This window comes from Allorhodopirellula solitaria (assembly GCF_007859855.1).
Classification (GTDB): domain Bacteria; phylum Planctomycetota; class Planctomycetia; order Pirellulales; family Pirellulaceae; genus Rhodopirellula; species Rhodopirellula solitaria.
On record NZ_SJPK01000005.1, the window covers coordinates 273630 to 291635 of the forward strand.

Sequence of the window (18006 nt, forward strand, 5' to 3'; positions counted from 1 at the left end):
GCGATGGCGACCAAGCAGCGACTGCAGACAGGCATCCCCGCGCTCGACGATATGTTGGGTGGCGGTCTGTTGCCCGGTACACTGACCGTGGTGCTGGGCGCAACCGGTATCGGCAAGACGCAGCTTGGGATTAGCTTCGCCAATCAGGGCCTCGCGGAGGAGGGCGAACGAGGGATCTTGTTCGACCTCACCGCTCGAGGTGATTCCCAGAGTCACGCCGACTACGCCCAGCGTCTCTTTGGCTGGGAATTGACCCAGGCCGACATCCGCCAGCAATGGAGTCCGGAAGCGGTCTGGGATCGCGACCGCGTGCGGCGTGACTGCATGCATCTGTTCCACGATGTCGGTCGCCGCGTCACGGCGGATGACATGGGTCCCGATGCCTGGCGTGAATGGAAGTACGAGCAAGCCAAACGATTGGACAAAGCGATCGCCTTTTTCTATGGCAATTTCGTCCATGGTGTCCGCCGCGTTGTCATCGATGGCGTTGAACCGGTCGACCGGGCCGCTGAATCGATCCAGTTTGAATTGGTCGAGTATGTCTACGGGCAAATCATTCGCAAAGAGTGCGATTGGTTGGCCCGCGACCTCTTCCGTGTGCACTACCGGGAAAACGCCGATCGTGTGGCTCAGTCCGCCTATGATCGGGATCAGCTCGGTAGCCTCTTGATGGCGACGAGCCACGAGGTGATGCTCGATGACCTCATTTCACGACCGATTCAAAGTGGCGACGTGCTATCGAACGCCAATACGATTATCCTGATGGGGAAGGTTCGCGACGGAAACAAGATGAGCCGGGCCTTGTACATCGCCAAACATCGCGGCAGTGCCTGTGATGAATCGATTATGCCCTTCGTCATCGAAGAATCGGGCCTGCGATTATTGACGGATTAGCGGACCTCCCCGGGTCCCTCCCCTTATTTCGAAGAACCCCCACCATGTGGCAGATTCAAAACAGCGGTAATGCCGAGCAGCCTGGAAAGAATATCGGTCAGTGGTCGATCGAGGGCGATCAACGCGGTAGCCATGCCGCCGACGCGGGCGAGTGGACCTGCTGCGCCACCGGTGGCAGAGCGGGAATCACCCTCGGCGATCAAGCGGGTGCGTTGCAATTGAATATCGCCAACGTCGGTGACGATGCCTTGCCCACTGCGGGCGAGCAGTACGTGTGCGGCGATGCCTGGAAGATTCATTTCCCACAGGCGACCGGGCAGTACTCACTCCGCTTGTCCGTTCGGGTCGTCCAGGCGAGCGAAACCCGGATCGTCTGGGAGCCGACCTTCTCGATCCAAACCTCGCTGCTCGATTCCGCGCCCTCATTGGAATTGACGGCCCGCGGGGAATCGGACCGGCGCGTCGCTGAGGTCGCCGACGCTTTGGCTGCCCAGGTTTCGATCTGTGCTGTCAGCGCACCGGACACTGGCCAAGTCATCGTCTTGCTGGGCCCCAACGACGCCCCCTTTACCAAGGATCGTTGCAGTCGAACCCGGTTGGACCTACGGATCTTCGGCGACTTCTTGGAGAAGGGGGTGATTCGCAAAACACGCCCTTGGATCATCATGGACCGCAGTGAGGATGGCGTCTCAGCGGATGAACTCGCGGATTACTGCTCCCAGCTCTGCCAAACTCCTCTTCCCCTGACCGCATGAGGGCGAGCCCCGTGAGAGTCCTCGTCGCCGAAGACAGCAAGGTCATGCGCCGACTTCTCGTTGGCTACCTGAGGCAGTGGGACTATGACGTGGTCGAATGTGTCGACGGCGAGGAAGCTTGGCAACGGTTTCAGTCGGAAACATTTTCGATCGTGCTCTCGGACTGGATGATGCCCCACGTCGACGGGCTGGAGCTGACCCGTCGCATCCGCGCCTCCCAGCGACCAGGATATTGCTACGTCATCCTGCTGACGGCGAAAACAGAGAAGGAGGACTTGATCACCGCAATGGAAGCGGGCGCAGACGATTTTCTAGTCAAGCCGTATGACCGCGAGGAGCTGCGGGTGCGGATCCGCGAGGGCGAACGCATCATTCGCTTGGAACGCGAACTGGTCGAGCAGAATCGACAGTTGCGGGAGACGCAAGCGGCATTGGTCGAAAGTGAAAAGCTCGCCAGCCTGGGGCAACTCGCAGCGGGCATGGCACATGAGATCAACAATCCGATTGCGTTTGTCACCAACAATCTCGCCGTGCTGCGCCGCGACCTCGGTGAAATCGTCGCGTTGGTGGACAAGTACGAAGAGACGCGGCAATACATCCGCGAGGCACCTCCGGGGCTGATGGACGAGTTGGCTCAGATCGAGAGCGATTGTGACTTCTCTTGGCTGCGCGATCATCTGCCCGAACTGCTGCGTTCATCGAACGATGGTTTGTCCCGCGTCCGCGACATCGTCAACAACCTACGTGACTTTGCTCGCTTGGACCAAGCGACTCAGGATGACGTGGACCTAGGCCGTGCGATCACCACCACGGTCGAGGTGCTGCGACACGAAATCGATGAGAAACAGATCCACATCGATACGGATCTGCAGCCGGTTCCCACATTCTTGGGACGTGGTGATAAGATCAACCACGTCCTCTACAACGTGCTGCTCAATGCGATCCAGGCGAGTCCCGAGGGGGCATCACTGAAGATCCGCTTGAGCCCGCTACCCGAGGCCGCCCGGATCGAGGTGGAAGATTCCGGTAGCGGGATGGACAGCGAAACCCTGGGGCGAGTTTTTGAGCCGTTTTTCACGACCAAGCCCGTCGGTACGGGCACGGGGCTGGGGATGTCGGTCAGCTATGGTATTGTCCGCGACCACGGCGGTACCATGAGCTTAGAGAGTCAACTAAACTGTGGCACGACAGTCACGATCGATTTGCCGCTGGCGTCGGCGCGTTCGAGCAAAAGTGAGTCACCCGCATAGCGGCGTTTGCCAGAACGTGGACCGACTAATGAAAGCTGCCTTCACCAGAACGCGGATGACACTCCCCGGCGACGATTGCGATCCATCTAACCAGCTGCCCCCACCCGAGTCTGCAAGATGCCCACCACGACGAAGTCTAGCGTCCTGATTGTTGACGACGAGCCAGATGTGCTTTTTTCTCTCAAGGGGTTGCTGCGACGAGATTTCCAAGTCTTCACCGCCCAGAGCGGTGCCGAGGCGATGGAGGTCATGGCCGAGCAGGACGTGCATGTAATCATGACCGATCAGCGGATGCCGAGCATGACCGGCACCGAACTGATGGGGAAAGTGCGAGCGGAGCACCCCGATGCGGTGCGGATCATCTTCACCGGATACGCAGACACGCGCGCCGTCGTCGATGCGATCAATAGCGGCGAGCTGTATCGCTACATCAGCAAGCCCTGGGACCCCGATAACTTGATCGAAATGTTGCGAGACGCGGCTCAGAAGTACAATGAGTCGATCGCGGAGTCCGAACTGCTCGACCAACTCGATGCCTATCTAACCGATGCGGTGCAGCTCGCTAGCAGCGATGATCCAGCCGATCGAGACGCCGCGTCGATCGAAAAGTTCAAGTCACGGACAGATCAACTTCGTGGTTACCTGCAATGCCTGAGAGGATCGGATGCCTGAACGTCAGCCAGCTTTATTGGTCGTAATGATCGATACTGCCTCCCTTCGCTGGCACGTGGCCGCGATCGGGAGCGGTGCCCAAGTGATTCCACTGCTGCGTTCGGAGGATGGTAACCTCGACGAATATCGCGACCTGGAACCCGATGCCCAGCTTTCGTTCTTGCGGCATCGCTTTGCAGGAGTTCTCCAGCGGGGCTGCGATCGACTCTATCCGAAACAGATGAAAGTGAGTCATTTCTTGCTGATCGCCGATGGCCACTATCCTGATGCGCAGCCCGACACGACGGCCCGGCTTGCAGCACATTTTGTCGATTGGATGATCAATCCACCGGTCACCTACCTACTGCATCAGGGTGAGTTCCGAGAGGATTCCGTCACCGAATCACTCGATTCCCTCGAAACCGTCGCTGGCGAGCTACCCGAAACGGTCGCCGCTTCGCTATGGGCGGGCTGGGCGGAGATGGTCGAACTGCTCAGCCAACCCGACTGCTGGGAGCTGATCGCGAGCCCACCGAAATCGATCGAGTAAAACGGCCGGCAGATAGGGATTCCTAAGTTTCGGCGACGTCCCAACGGGGCAGTCCGATGACAGCCCCACGCAACGCCTGGGGATTCTGACGCCTGCTTAAAAACGCGGGAGTAATAAGTGTCGTATTGGACGAAGCAACGAGCTGTTGGATACCCAGAAGTATCCCGTCAGGGATTATCGACAATAGCCGTAGCACCACCTACGGTGGTTCGTTGGCCGTGGAACGTCGACCCCGAAGTGGGTCGCAGATCCCGTCGTGAATGATCTTCAACCCCATTCGGGGTTGGCTCTTGCGTTTGGCGACCTATCCGGTGGTGTTCGCTTACGCTCAAACCACCGGCTATTTTCTTCAACGCCTTCGGCGTAGGAAAACTTGTGGGAGATCTACAGCTCATTGCCTCGTCCACCACAGAAAAGATCTCGCAAAATTCGCCACTGATTGATCACGCGATGCTTACCCAGGCCAACCTCGAATCGACCTGCAAATCATGCTACTCGGCGGCGTGGTTTTTCGAGCTCCATTTCATCGAGTGCCGTCCGCAATCGCGGCTGAGTCGGCTGGGTTTTGTCGAGCCAATTTCTTTCGGCGAGATAGCGACGAACCAGCCTTAGTAACGTATCACGATAGATCTCCGCGTCGTGGCCGTCCTCGATCCAGACTCTCAGTTCGATTCGCTGCGAGCGTTTTCCTACACAGACCAAGGTGGCTTGTGGTGACGGGGTTAACAGCACATCGTCCTGTTCGATCGCCAGTTCGGTGAGCAACCGGCAAACGTCGGCGGGGCGTTCTTCGCGACTGACGGCGACCTCGATCGGGATCACCCTCAGCCTCCCCGCCCCACGCCAATTGACGACCTGTTCCCCAACAAACTTCTGGTTGGGAATGATCACCTCCCGGCCTTCATCGTCGGACAGGACCGTTGTCCGTAGACGCTGAGCGGCGATCCGCCCGCGAAAGTTGCCCACCGAGATGAAATCGCCCAGGTGAGCGGGTTTCTCAAACAGCACGATCAAACCGCCAAACAGATTGCGGACCATGTCCTGCAGCCCAAACCCCAGACCAATGGTGAGGCCGACCGCCAGCCACTGGATCGTTTGCCAGCGAATGCCAATCGCTTTGCATGCGATGAAGCAGCCTACCGCAAAGAGTAGAAACCGCCCCAGCACTAGCGAGAAGTGCTCCATGCCTTCGTCAAAGGACACCCGCTGCAATACCAACGCATCGAACAATGCCGGTAGGAGCTTAGCCAGCTGAAAGGCGACGAAGAGTGTCACGGCCGCGAAGACGAGGTGCAGCATCGTGATGGGGGTCGTTTCCACTGCCGAAGTGATGACCGTTTGACCGGCCTCGTTGGTCGTCGATTGCGTCACCGTGTCGTGGATGTTCCAGACAACTGGGTTGCCCATCTGCATGCTCGGAAAGATATCAATCCAGAGCCAAGCCACACTCGCGATCATTGCGAACAGCAATGCACACTGACAAAGGAATGCGAGTTGATGCTTGAGTTCAAGAAAATGCTCTGCCAGGACGCCCGAGGCTGGAGCATCCGATGAAGCGGCTTGATCGCTGTAAGGGTCGGCAACGACAGGCGTCGGTGTGGTTCCGGTGAGCATCGCCCAGCTGCGGGCGGCCAGTATCTTCACCGCCGGCCACAAGGTCGCTGCGATCAAGAAACCGACAAGCGTGATGATAGCGCGCTGGATAATCGCTACTGCCGTGAATCCATATCCGAGTGCCGTCAGGGCGGCCATCAGCAGTGGGAACCCGATCGCGACGACGTAGATCAGTATACGGGCATGATAGATCACGCGGCCGCCAAACTTGGCGATCAAGGGTTCCAGCACGCCGCCGGTCGGTCGCAGCGCCAGATGAAGCGTCCAAGCCACCAATAGCATCGTGAGGAGGAAGCCGACACGGGCAACCGAGCCACGCCAGATCCCATGGTCTATTTGAGCCGTCAGCGTGATCAGATAAGCCGACAATACCAGCGCGAATCCGATCAGTTTGAGATAGTTCGAAGCCCGCTCGCGGCGGGGTAGCTCGACAGCCACATGCTTGTCGACGAACCCGGAATTGCGTAGCAATTGACGCGGCATCTCGACCATCAACGCCACCAGGCTGGCGGCATAGAATCCGCTCGATGCATTGAGAGTGGATTCCGAGACATAGCCGCTACCGAGCCAACGGGCGATCGCGTACAGCACAGCCGGCAGCGTCAATGCCACCATGACCGTCAACGCACTGGCGGCGAGCGTACGTGTGTCGGCTGTCGCATGCCGCAATCGCTTACGGTCGCCGATGCCGATCAGCCAAGTCTTCGTGCGCCAGCGGACGATCAAGATGGCAAAGATCCAAATCATCAGTCCGATCCCGGCGCTCGGTTCGGTCGACCATTTACGCTGCAGGCTGAAACCGAACTCTCCGGTGCGTCCCGAGTCAAACAAGGCCGCCAAGCCGCTGCGAAGCTGCTTCAGGTCGCTGACCGAAAGCGGATCGCCGCTGCGTATCCAGGTGATGTGACGATCGACTAATGTGCGGTAGTCATCGGTCAGTTGTGTCGATGCCGCGTTGGCGGCATCGAGTTCGCCGATTTTCTGTTGGTAGCTTTCATGGCCCTGCCGGAGGGCTGTGAGCCATTGGTGTCGCTCACGCAGCAGGCTCTGAAGCTGGGCCTGATTGGCAAAATTCTGAGCTGGCTGCGTCTCCGAATCCGCGAGCGCCAGCAGCCGTTTGCTCTGTTGGATGGGGTCACTGCCATCGAGTTCCACCAATTCAATCGCCAACTGCAATGCTCGCGACTCGGTCAAATCGCTGCTGGCGATGGAGTTGGACGAGTCGCGGACCTGCCACTGGTCGATTTGATCCTGTTTGCTGCGCAGGAGCAGCCCGATCGTGGGCGTCAAACCGTATCGTTCGACCTTGGCTGTGATGTCTTCGAGGTCGTGCGACGTGGACTGAAATTTCGCGGTTGCTTCGTCGAGTCGTTCCGCCAGGTCGGCATGTCGCTGGGCCAGGTCGATCCACTGCTGAACAAATTGGGCATTTTCCTCAGCGACCTCGGCGACGGGGCCGACATGAGCGTTCGCGATTTCACGAAATCGCTCCGCCGACTGCTGGGCCGACCGCAAGCGGCTCTGCTGGTCGTCCCAGCCCGTGTTCTGATAGGCAGGTGTGTGGCCCCACTGTGCCTTCGAGGGCAGCAACGCGTAGCGTGGCTCGGCTGGACGCGGCTCTCGGCGTGGTGGCTCAAATCGCGCCCCGCCATCCTGGTAGGAGAAAAACCGCGGCTGTTGTGCGATGCAGGTTTGATGAGCTGACTGCGCCACGATCACGGCAGTGATCAGCAGAACATTTCGCAACGTCCAACGGGCCGATGGCAGACCTGGATTCCGATTCATCAAGCAGCCCGTTCGTCAAAATGTGTTTGGTCTACGAGAGGCTCCCCGGGTGACTGCGGCTCGGCACCGGAGCTGGTTTCGGAATTCGGGCTGGCGGCCAGCGCAATCGCAGCCTCGAGCCGCTCAGGTTCCGCTGAGACTGGGGGGCGAGGTCTTCTCCGGCGGCGTGGTTCGGGGGCCATCCGGTCAAACAGTGTGCCCATCAGTTTGGGGTGATAGCAGACAAACGACCACAGCAACCCGATGGCAATTCCACCGCAGGCGTCGCTGAGAAAGTGAGCCCCGGTATGGAGCCGTTCGAGCAATACGCCGACCCAGATCGTTGCAAAGAGCACGCGGCCGCGTGGCAACATGATCCACAATCCGATCGTCAGCGCGGTGGCGGTGACCACGTTGGCACTGGGGAACGCCCGCGTGCTGGCATCGAATGCCGCGATTTCGCTGAGGTCCCAGTCAAACGCCCAGAGCCAAGCTGAATCGCTGCCGAAGTATGCCAAATCCAGGCTGTTCGGACGTGGGCGGAGAATAAACCACTTCGTGATCGTGGCCACAGCCCCCCCTCCCAAGGCAAGGGTGGCCAATCGGGGCACCTGCCATCGCATCCGAGGAGCCAGCAACATGATCGTCATCAGCACCAGAAAGACACCGGTACCGTGGGAGAAAATCAGCGATAATTCGAGCGCCGAATCCAGGTCACGCGGTAGCGGTGAGGAGTTAAAAAACGCGGCCACGCTCGCGTCCACCAGGGTCAGGACGGGAACCATCATGCCCATGATCGCGGCCATGTAGACCAGTGTGATCGGCCGGTAGACCGTCGTCGCCTCCGTCGTTGCGGGATTGATCCCGGGGCGACTCGCCCAGGTCGTTCGTTGCGGTCCGTCCAGACGAGGACTGGCAGGCACCGCGCCAACGGTTTCCGATTGAGAATCATGCATTTGAGAGCGATCCAAGGGAATGTCCTTTTGATCGAGCGTGTTAATTGGGAACCTGGACGCAGAAAGTCGTTTCTGATGCCTACCCAATCACGGCCAGCGGCCGATAGATCAGAGCGAAAAAAACGACTCTGGGTGATCAATCCCTCCCCCAACGACCGATTGACTAATGTCGACCGACGGCTCCGCCCGTCGGCAGCCCCCAATCGTCGAGCGACGGCGCCGCCCGTCCAATTAAGCACGTCGGGGGAGTTGTTCTGGCTTATTAGCCGGTGGGCGCTAGCCCCGGTTCCTTCAACGCTTCGCGTTGGGCGGTAGCAAACCGGGGCTAACGCCCATCGGCTCATTGAGATATGCGGAAAGACTTCCCCAGACGAACTTAGGCCCGTTGGCTAAAATGCTCTCAGCTCGGACCAGCTGGACGGTCCGGCTACCATGCCCTCCGTGGACGAATGCCATGAATCACGTCAACCGTCACTTTTCGTTTCTGCGTGCAACGGCCATCGGGGGCATTTTCTTTCTCTTGCCCCTAGTCGTCTTGGGCGTGTTGCTCGGCAAGGTCGGGCAAGTGATCTATGCCGTGGTGGTGCAGGTCCAGCCCATACTGCACGATTGGTTGGGGATCGACGGGCCGGCCGGATACGCCTTGATCGTTGCCATTGTGGTGTTGGTGATCGTGCTGTTGTGTTTCATGGCGGGCATGATGGCCGGTCGCTCGATCGCACGGCGATTCACATCGACGGTGGAAAAATACCTGCTGATGATGTTCCCTCGTTACGCGATCTTTAAAGAGCAGCTCAGTGGCAATATTGGTGGCGAGATCGCCAAAAACCAGCTCCATCCAGTCTGCGTGCAGCTCGAAGGCTATACCCGCCTGGGATTCGAAGTCGAACGCACCGAGCGAGAGACTGTCGATGCCATCGAGGGAGAGCGACAGAACATGCACGACGAACTGGTGACTGTGTTCCTACCGGGATCGCCGGATCCGTGGACCGGCACGGTCATCAATGTTTCCCCGGATCGGGTCAGCCCGATCGAGACGCCGTTTCCTGATGTGCTCGGTGCCTTTGAGAAGCTCGGCCAGGATTCGCAGAAGATTTTGCGGGGCGAGTCGGTGTACGAGTAGGCGGGTGGTCGCTGGGGATATCGTCAGCCGCCAGCTACGTTTATCCTAGTGCAATTCACCACTCTCTCCGCTGGGCGATTTCTCCACCGGACTGGCGCTGCATTGGGTCGTGCCGGTCGGACTGAACTGCGATGAGCGAATTTCTCGTCTACTACCGCCGTCCCGACCCCACGACGTGGGTCTACATGTCGTCGTTCCTGACGATTGGGCTGTTCTTCGTGTTTCGGCGATTTTGGAGCATTCGCAACCTCGACATCGCATTGTTGATCCTGCTCGCTCCGGGCCTGTTGATGGTCAACGAGGGCTATCGCCGGCAGACCCGCTTGGACCGAGAACATGTCCAAGCCATCGTCGAGCAGCACGCCAGTTCGCGGCCCGATGCGCCCGCGATCGAAACCGGGGCCGCGGCCGGCCAGCTCGCTGCCGCGTCCACCCAAACGCTGGTCTGGGAGAACGATGGCAACGACAGCGGCACCACTCTCGCCGAGGCGATCGAAGAGGCACCCCGGACCGAGGCGTACGACTCCGCCGTCGCCTTGCGGCGGGGTGGATTTATCTGGCTCTTTGTGATCGAGATGGCGTTGTTGATTCGGATGTTGCTCGACCCCCTGATGGTCCGGCGTCCCCTCTTGGATCCCAACCTCACCACGGGAGGCTTGAACTTTCTCGGCATCTCGTTGTTTATTTTCATGATGGCAAATGTTGTTGCCAGCACGCCCGAGATCCAGCGTGAGCAGGGACCTGAATTGGGGCCGGGCTATGCGCTGATGAACATGCTACCGACGATCCCGGTGCGCCCGGTGAGCGAGGCCCTTGCGGGCGCAGAGCCGCCCACTCTCGATGAACTCTCACCCGCCCAGCAACGTGTCGCTGCGATTGCAAAAATCATCGCCATCATCAGTCAGACGGCGATTCTGATTGGGATTCTGTTGATCGGAAACCGTCACTTTGGGAACCTTCGCTCCGGTGCAGGCTGTGCCACGCTGTACCTCTTGATGCCCTACACCGCTCAGATGACCGGCCGTGTCGACCACTTCGTGCCCGCTGCGTTGTTGCTATGGGCGATCCTTCTGTATCGCAAACCTTTCTTTTCGGGGTTGTTCGTCGGTGCCGCCGTGGGGTTGGTTTACTACCCCATGTTCCTGCTGCCGCTCTGGTTCAGTTTCTACTGGCAGCGTGGTGCCCGGCGCTTCGGGATTGGCGTCTTGTCGATGCTCTGCCTGTTGATGGCCCTGCTGGTTCTGGGCGGAACCGACCCGTTCTTTGAGCATTTGCGGCAGATGTTTGGATTGTTCTTTCCAACTCAAGACCCACGAGGAATCTGGGAACTGGGTTGGAATCCCGTCTGGAGATTGCCAGTCATCGTCGCCTATGTGATCCTCAGTTTCTTTTTTGCCATTTGGCCCGCTCAAAAGAATCTCGGGATCCTGATCAGTTGCTCGGCAGGATTGATGATTGCCGCTCAATTCTGGCATGGCTACGGAGGCGGCATGTACATGGGGTGGTTCCTGCCACTGCTATTACTGACCATTTTCCGTCCCAACCTACAAGACCGCATCGCGTTGAAGGTGGTCAAGCCTTACTCCCGCTCGCAAGCGCCCAGTCCTCCCACCAAAATGGAAGCAGCCTGAATCGGATGTCGAACCCTCTCCCTTTAGGTGAACCGGGTGGTTGCCGCGAAGCTCGCGAACGCTATGCCGATCAACTCGCCGGTATTGATTGTGAACTCGAGGCCCTGACCGCTCGCGATACGAAGCTGGGCAGCATCCGTGTTGGCATCTTCTTCCTCCTCGTCATTGGGTTTGGATTTGCCATCACCACGGGGCATCCGTTTTGGGTCTTTGTCGCCGTAGCGGCGTTGGTCGCCTTTCTCGTCGCGGTGGTGCGGAACGAATCGGTGCGTAGCGAGATGGAGATTCGGCAGAGCCAGTCCCGAACGCTGCGCCGTCTCGTCCGTCGCCTGGACCGGGATTGGCAGGCTCTTGCCGCCGATGCACTGGGCAAAACCGCCGCGACGCTCCAGCTCGATGCACGTCAGAACGCATTGGCCCACGACCTCGACTTGGTCGGTGACGCTTCCCTATTCCAGCTCGTTTCCATGGCCGCCACCACGCCTGGTCAACGCACCCTGGCGAATTGGCTCACCCGCCCGGTCGACCCGGAGGTCGCCGTGCAGCGACACCACGCGGTCAAGTCGCTCGCCCCGGCGCGGCAGGAAAGACTGCAGTTCTACACGCTCGCCCGAGAAGTCGGGTCGTCGACGGGCGATCCGGATTCGTTTGTGAAGTGGGCTCAGAGCCCGATGTGGCTGCCGTCACGCCGGTGGCTGATCCCCTGGGGCAATTTGACTGCGGCGCTCGCTGTCGCCGCGATCGCTATGCTGGTCTATGCCACCATGGCCGAAAACCGTGATCTCTCGCGAATTTCGCTGGTGGTCTTGATCACGATCGCTGTCGTGAACCTATCGATCGGGTCACTGCTGCTCGGGCCAGTCGCTCAGATATTTTCGATCGCGATTCAGTCTCGCCGCAGCGTCGAGGACTACGCCGAGTTGTTTCGATCTGCCGATCTACTACCGACCGCTGCACCTGAGAGTGATCAAGAGAAGCACACGACCGAGAGCATTCGGGGCACACTGCTGGGGACAGCCGCTGACCAGGAATCGGCTGGTCACGCGATGACGGAACTGGCCTCGATCGCCAAAGCGGGTTCGCTCAAGAACTCAGCCGCGACGTTTTTGCTGTACCTACCCCTGCAAGCCTTCGGCTTATGGGACGTTCGCGTGCTGAAGCGACTCGAGGGCTGGAAAGAACGGTACCGCCGCCACGCCGAAGAGTGGTTCGTCGCGTTGGGCGAACTCGAATCGTTGCTCTCGCTCGCCGCTCTCGCCGATGAGTACCCCAGTTGGGCGTCGCCGGATTGGATCCAAGCTTCGGCAGACTCCCCCGACACTGAGACGCTGCTGAGCTGCGAGCAACTCGGCCATCCCCTGCTCCCCGACCAGTCGCGTGTGCGAAACGATGTCTCGATCGGTCCAGCCGGGACGCTGTTGTTGGTGACGGGCAGCAATATGTCGGGCAAAAGCACGATGTTGCGGAGCGTGGGACTGAACGTTGCGCTGGCAATGGCGGGCGGTCCGGTGTGCTGCCGAGCGATGCGGTTGCCGCCGATTGAGATGGCCACCAGTATTCGGGTCAGCGACGATTTGAGCCAAGGTGTGTCGTTCTACATGGCTGAGCTGAAACGGCTCGCCGCCGTGGTGGATCATGCCCGCGAACTGCATGGTAACTCGAAAGTGACCGGCGAGTCCTCGGCGGCGCATCCGCGTCGCCTGCTGTTCTTGCTCGATGAAATCCTGCAGGGCACTAATAGCCGCGAGCGACAGATCGCCGTCGCGCGTGTCTTGGGCATGCTCGTCGATAGCGGAGCCATCGGCGCGATCACGACCCATGATCTCGAGTTGGCCGACGAACCGGAGTTGGCACGCATCGCCCACACAGTTCACTTCCGCGAGACAATCACCCCCGACGCGGACGGTGATGAGCGAATGACCTTCGATTACGTCATGCGACAAGGCGTCTCGCCAACCACCAATGCCCTGCGTCTGCTCGAGATGGTTGGGTTGGGAGAAGAAGGTCCCAAGCCCGTTTAGGCCCAAGCAGTTGATATTCACTTCCCCTCTGTCCCTCCCTCGAAAACTGGAGATTCACATGATGCGTTCCCTACTCCTTCTACTGGTATCCTTGATGGCCTGCCAACAAGCGGTCGCGGAAGTTCAAACGAAAACCGTTGAGTATCAGGACGGTGATGTGACGTTGTCTGGATACGTCGCCTGGGACCCCGAGGTGACCGGGCATCCCGTTCCCGGAGTGCTTGTCGTGCATCAATGGATGGGGCTAACGAAGTACGAGAAAGGGCGTTGTCAGCAACTCGCTGAACTGGGGTATGTCGCCTTTGCGCTGGATATCTACGGCCAAGACGTGCGACCTGATACGGTCCAGGAAGCTGGCCAGACGGCCACGATCTACAAGGAGGATCGAGATTTGTATCGCCGCCGGCTCAATCTCGGTTTGGAACAACTGCGCCAGCAATCTGGTGTCGACAAAGAAAATCTCGTCGCGATCGGATACTGCTTTGGTGGTACCGGCGTGATCGAACTGGCCCGCAGCGGCGCAGAGATCAACGGGGTTGTTAGTTTTCACGGTGGCTTGGATTCGCCCAGTCCCGCCGACGGAAAGAACATCACTGCTAAAATGCTGATCTGCCACGGAGCGGACGATCCGTTCGTCCCCGAGGCCGACGTGAAGGCTTGCTTGGACGAACTCGACGCCGCCGACGTGGACTGGCAGATGAACGTCTATTCGGGAGCCGTGCATTCGTTCACCCAGCCGATGGCGGGCGATGACAACTCACGCGGCGCCGCCTACAACGCCGAAGCCGATCGTCGGTCTTGGGCGGCCATGCGAGTCTTCTTTGCAGAGCTGTTTGATCAGGATGTTTTGAAGCAGAACGCTGAGTAGGCCCTCGGTGAGCCGTTTTCTTTTTTTCTAAGAAAAACTCCAGTTCGTCCAACCTGTTCGGCGCCCGAATGGGCCTGTGCTGTTGAACCCGATCGGAAAGCGGAATGAGCGAACTCATGAACATTCACTCACTCGGCGATGCCAGTTCTTTGATTACGGAGCACTCCCAGTGAAACATCGACTGAAACAACTATTTAAAATTTGTCTCGCCTTGATCGCCATTTTGGTCATCGTTGTGGCGTTTTTCAGCTGGCGATCTTTTGCTGCCGTGGAAGCGGCGTTGGAACCGATTCGAGAGCGTGGCGAGCCCGTGTCGATCGTGGATCTCAAGCCCGCTCCGGTCGCGGACGATGAGAACGCTGCCACCTTCCTCACGCCGATGGTCCGAGAGATTGAGCAGGTCGTCAATGAAGCATACTCAATTGCTTATGCCGAAGACTTTTCCTGGCGGACTGGATTGACGCAGGATCAGACCGCAAAACTGCGCACAATCCTGGACGCTCATCCCAACTTTGCAGATCAACTCGCCAAGTCATCTCGGTGTAGCAAACTTGCCTGGCCGCTGGACTACGATTCAGGGCCCAACGATCTGACGGAACAGGTGCTGCAAGTGAATCAAGATGTGCGTTCAATCGCACGGATCCAAGCTTTTCGTGTTCGCTATCTCGCCGCGATTGATAAGCCAGATGAGGCGGCTGCAGTCTGCCTGGAAGAACTACGCTTGATCCGGCTGCAGGCGGACACGCCCCTGCTGGTCTCATGGCTGGTCAATAGCGTTTGTCGTGTTCAGATCCTCACCGAGCTCAACGGTATCTTGCAGACCGAAACGCTGCAGCCAGAGACCCATGCCGCGATCGAAGAAGAGCTCAATCGGCACGCGATTACCGATTCTTTCACGCAGACGCTCAAGACCGAACGCGTTTTTGGGATCGAGAGTTTTCGTGGGTTTTCCATGCTAGCTTCTCCGTTGACACCCCAGCTAGAGAACTACATCGAATACATGAATGAGCAAATTGAGATTGGGACCGCGATGCCATTCGAATCGTCACCGAAAACCAAAGTGACTGCCGTTGGGATGACTGAACTCCTCGTACCTTCGATCCAAAACGCTCACGACACGATGTTCCGCACGCTCACGATCGAGCGTTGCCTGAGAATCCTCAATGCGTCCCAGTCGCGGCCTGATTCGGAGTCCTCGGTCGAACTCAACGATTTGGGCCTACCTGCAGACGCGATCATCGATCCCTATCGCGGAGAACCGCTGATTGCCAAATCGACTGAGGACGGCTGGATCATCTACAGCGTGGGCAAGAACGGCAAAGACGATGGAGGTGAGATCGCCCCCGAGAGCGGAACCGACCAATCACTCGATATCGGAATCGGCCCGCCCGCCGCGCGATGAGTACCGAAGAAAATGCGGGATCGCCAACATGTAACCACCGCAATGAGCCGAGTGCCGTGAGGCCACCCGGGGCCTCACGCCCAATGCCATCTACTTTGCCCCCGTTCGGGGCATCATCACGATGGTAACCCGACGCGTCAGCGAGGACAATGCAGTGTTTTGCGTGGCGAACAAGTGATCCTCGCTGACGCGTCGGGTTACCAAGACCGCTTCGCGGTCGAAAGTAGATGGCATTGGCCTCACGGCCCTCGGCTCACAGGAAACTATTACGCGTTTCCACCATTTTTCGTGCAAGGTTCTCGCCCCTGGTAAGATTTAACTACCAACCACTGGAGGCTGAGACATTGTTGACGATCCATCCTGAGACGAGAGCGAGTCTGATTTTGCGGCTGGGCGATCCGGCTGACGATTCGGCTTGGTCCGAGTTCCTGCAAATCTACGAACCACTGTTGCTGCGTTTGGCGACCCGATGGGGGCTGCAGCAAGCGGACGCTTTGGAAGTGGTCCAGGAGACTTTGTTGGCGGTTGCCAAGGCGATTCCCAGTTTCGATCGCGACCAACACGCCGGTGCATTTCGCGGTTGGCTCGCCGCGATCACCCGCAACAAACTGGCCGATCACCTCAGTCGGGCTCGGCGGCGCGAATCCGCATCCGGAGATTCCGATGTCCGTCGCTGGCTCGATCAGGTGGCGGGAAACACCTCCGACGCGAGCGTTTGGGACTGGAATCAAAAACAACAGATCTATGCATGGGCGGCTGCCAAGGTGCAGCAACAGGTCAGCCCCTCGACCTGGCAAGCCTTCCATCGCACGGCGGTACAAGGTGAACCAGTCGCCGAGGTTGCCACCGATCTACAGATGCGTGAGGGCATGGTTTATGTCGCTCGTAGCCGGGTGATGGCGCGGCTGCGCAAGTCGGTTGCTCAGTGGCAGGTTGCCCCGATAGGCGAAGACGGACCGACGGGGAACCCATGAACTGCAACCCTGAAATCTTAGCAACGCTCGTGCTGCAGAGCAGCGAACCGGGCGAGGAAGCCGACGCGGTGGCAGCTCACCTGGAACAGTGCGAGTCATGCCGTGATGAGCTGGTGCGACTCGGTGGCGAAAAACGAGACTGGACCGCAACGCAAGAATGCCTCGCGGACTGTCAGCCACAGGCCGATGAGCTCGACCCGTCGAGCGTCTTTCAACCCACCGTCGATCTGAGTTTTCTCGAGCCAGCGACTCATCCGGAAATGTTGGGGCGAATCGGCCGCTATGAGATCGAGAGTTTGTTGGGCCAGGGCGGGATGGGGGTGGTCTTTCGCGCCCACGACAGCGACCTGCAGCGGGCCGTTGCGGTCAAGGTGCTGGCGCCGCATTGGGCCATGTCTGCGGTCGCGAGACAGCGATTCGCGCGGGAGGCTGAGGCCGCCGCCAGTGTCGCTCATGAGAATGTGATTCCGATCTACAACGTCGATGCCAACGCGAAACTGCCCTACCTCGTGATGCGGTACGTCCCCGGCATGACGCTGCAGCGTTGGGTCCACACGCATGGACCGCTCAGCGCGGGAACGATCCTGCGCGTCGCCGGCCAGCTCGCCGAGGGGCTCGCCGCCGCCCATCGCCGTGGCCTCGTCCACCGCGATATCAAGCCTGGCAACGTGCTCGTCGGGGAGAATATCGAGCGAGTTTGGATCACCGATTTTGGCTTGGCCCGCGCCGCCGATTCAGTAACCCTTACTCAAACCGGCGTGATCGCCGGGACACCGCACTACATGAGCCCCGAGCAAGCGCGGGGCCAGCCGATCGATCATCGCAGCGATCTGTTCAGCCTCGGCTGTGTGCTGTACTTCCTCTGCACCGCCAAGCCTCCGTTCGAGGCCGACAATACGCTCGCCGTGCTGCACAAGATTGTGACCGAAGATCCACCCCCGCTCGCTCCGCTGCGTGACGATTTACCACCCCGGTTCGTCCGATTGGTTCAATCACTCCTCCAGCGAACGATCGACCGTCGACCCCAGGATTGCTCCGCCGTGATCAACGAAATCGCAAAATCACAAACCGAGAAACAAAGCCCGCCAGCCCGTCGATCGCGCGTCAACACGCCACGCCGACGATGGATGAAACTCGGTGTTTCCGCCGCCGCTTTGTTGCTGGTGGCGGTGTGGGTGAACCGACTATCGGTGCACTACCTCACGCGCAACGCCCCACTTCCGCGGCCGGCCTACAACGCGCCGCCGCAGGGTCTCCCATCCCGCACCACCGCGAACGTCATCGCGGAGGCCCCCAGCGGCAAGTTCAGCCAGGCAGCGAGCAAGATCGCAGCATCGATTAACGATCCGCGACTCAACCAACAGTATCGAGACCTGGAGCAACGCCTGAAAAATGCCGATCTTCTGACCGCCTCCGACGGCGCGCGACTGTTCTCCGAACACGCTTGGTTCACGAAGGAATCATGGGATCGCGATGTGTCTGCGATTGACCATGAAATCACACAGCTCCTGGGTTCCGAACCAACTTTCTATTCCCCGTAGTCCTTCTCCCCG

At 59.2% G+C, this 18006-nt stretch carries 14 protein-coding genes; 12 read left to right on the forward strand and 2 right to left on the reverse strand.

Translation table 11 applies throughout. The features are described 5' to 3' along the window. The first annotated feature begins 3 nt into the window (after positions 1 to 3). The 5 genes from CA85_RS12345 to CA85_RS12365 all read left to right on the forward strand — a co-directional run bounded on the left by CA85_RS12345 (position 4) and on the right by CA85_RS12365 (position 4100). Positions 4 to 894 (forward strand): RAD55 family ATPase, encoded by an 891-nt coding sequence (locus CA85_RS12345; protein ID WP_146391635.1) that lies wholly within the window; start codon positions 4 to 6, stop codon positions 892 to 894. A gap of 44 nt (positions 895 to 938) precedes the next feature. Beyond that, positions 939 to 1649, forward strand: coding sequence for a hypothetical protein (locus CA85_RS12350; protein WP_246112737.1), 711 nt, complete (start codon positions 939 to 941; stop codon positions 1647 to 1649). 11 nt (positions 1650 to 1660) lie between these two features. Then, the gene (locus CA85_RS12355) at positions 1661 to 2899 is read left to right on the forward strand and encodes a sensor histidine kinase (protein WP_146391636.1); all 1239 of its coding nucleotides are present in this window, start codon (positions 1661 to 1663) and stop codon (positions 2897 to 2899) included. A gap of 117 nt (positions 2900 to 3016) precedes the next feature. Then, a complete protein-coding gene (locus CA85_RS12360; RefSeq protein ID WP_146391637.1) occupies positions 3017 to 3571 on the forward strand; it encodes a response regulator in 555 nt (184 codons plus the stop codon). Next, a complete protein-coding gene (locus tag CA85_RS12365) occupies positions 3564 to 4100 on the forward strand; it encodes a hypothetical protein (protein WP_146391638.1) in 537 nt (178 codons plus the stop codon). Before CA85_RS12360 ends, CA85_RS12365 begins: the two co-directional genes overlap by 8 nt. A gap of 486 nt (positions 4101 to 4586) precedes the next feature. Here CA85_RS12365 and CA85_RS12370 read toward each other — a convergent pair whose 3' ends face one another. Both CA85_RS12370 and CA85_RS12375 read right to left on the reverse strand, forming a co-directional pair. Beyond that, positions 4587 to 7499 carry a mechanosensitive ion channel domain-containing protein gene (locus tag CA85_RS12370; protein ID WP_146391639.1) on the reverse strand — a complete coding sequence of 971 codons (2913 nt, stop codon included), beginning with the start codon at positions 7497 to 7499 and terminating at the stop codon, positions 4587 to 4589. Beyond that, positions 7499 to 8434 carry a phosphatase PAP2 family protein gene (locus CA85_RS12375; protein ID WP_146391640.1) on the reverse strand — a complete coding sequence of 312 codons (936 nt, stop codon included), beginning with the start codon at positions 8432 to 8434 and terminating at the stop codon, positions 7499 to 7501. Before CA85_RS12375 ends, CA85_RS12370 begins: the two co-directional genes overlap by 1 nt. Positions 8435 to 8888: 454 nt before the next feature. On the opposite strand from CA85_RS12375, the gene CA85_RS12380 reads away from it, so the two are divergent. The 7 genes from CA85_RS12380 (at position 8889) to CA85_RS12410 (ending at position 17994) form a co-directional block, all read left to right on the forward strand. Beyond that, on the forward strand, positions 8889 to 9557 hold the full coding sequence (locus CA85_RS12380; protein ID WP_146391641.1) for a DUF502 domain-containing protein: 669 nt from the start codon (positions 8889 to 8891) through the stop codon (positions 9555 to 9557). Between the two features lie 131 nt (positions 9558 to 9688). Further along, positions 9689 to 11188, forward strand: a complete 1500-nt coding sequence (locus CA85_RS12385) for a hypothetical protein (RefSeq protein ID WP_146391642.1) — start codon at positions 9689 to 9691, stop codon at positions 11186 to 11188. Positions 11189 to 11193: 5 nt separating this feature from the next. Further along, positions 11194 to 13209, forward strand: coding sequence for a MutS family DNA mismatch repair protein (locus CA85_RS12390; protein WP_146391643.1), 2016 nt, complete (start codon positions 11194 to 11196; stop codon positions 13207 to 13209). A 58-nt stretch (positions 13210 to 13267) separates the two neighbouring features. Continuing rightward, entirely contained in the window at positions 13268 to 14077 is an 810-nt protein-coding gene (locus CA85_RS12395) for a dienelactone hydrolase family protein (RefSeq protein WP_315852713.1), read from the forward strand. Between the two features lie 169 nt (positions 14078 to 14246). Continuing rightward, positions 14247 to 15479, forward strand: coding sequence for a hypothetical protein (locus CA85_RS12400; RefSeq protein ID WP_146391644.1), 1233 nt, complete (start codon positions 14247 to 14249; stop codon positions 15477 to 15479). Between the two features lie 227 nt (positions 15480 to 15706). Beyond that, positions 15707 to 16453 (forward strand): RNA polymerase sigma factor, encoded by a 747-nt coding sequence (locus tag CA85_RS12405; protein ID WP_146391645.1) that lies wholly within the window; start codon positions 15707 to 15709, stop codon positions 16451 to 16453. Further along, on the forward strand, positions 16450 to 17994 hold the full coding sequence (locus CA85_RS12410; RefSeq protein WP_146391646.1) for a serine/threonine-protein kinase: 1545 nt from the start codon (positions 16450 to 16452) through the stop codon (positions 17992 to 17994). Before CA85_RS12405 ends, CA85_RS12410 begins: the two co-directional genes overlap by 4 nt. The last annotated feature ends 12 nt before the right edge of the window (positions 17995 to 18006 follow it).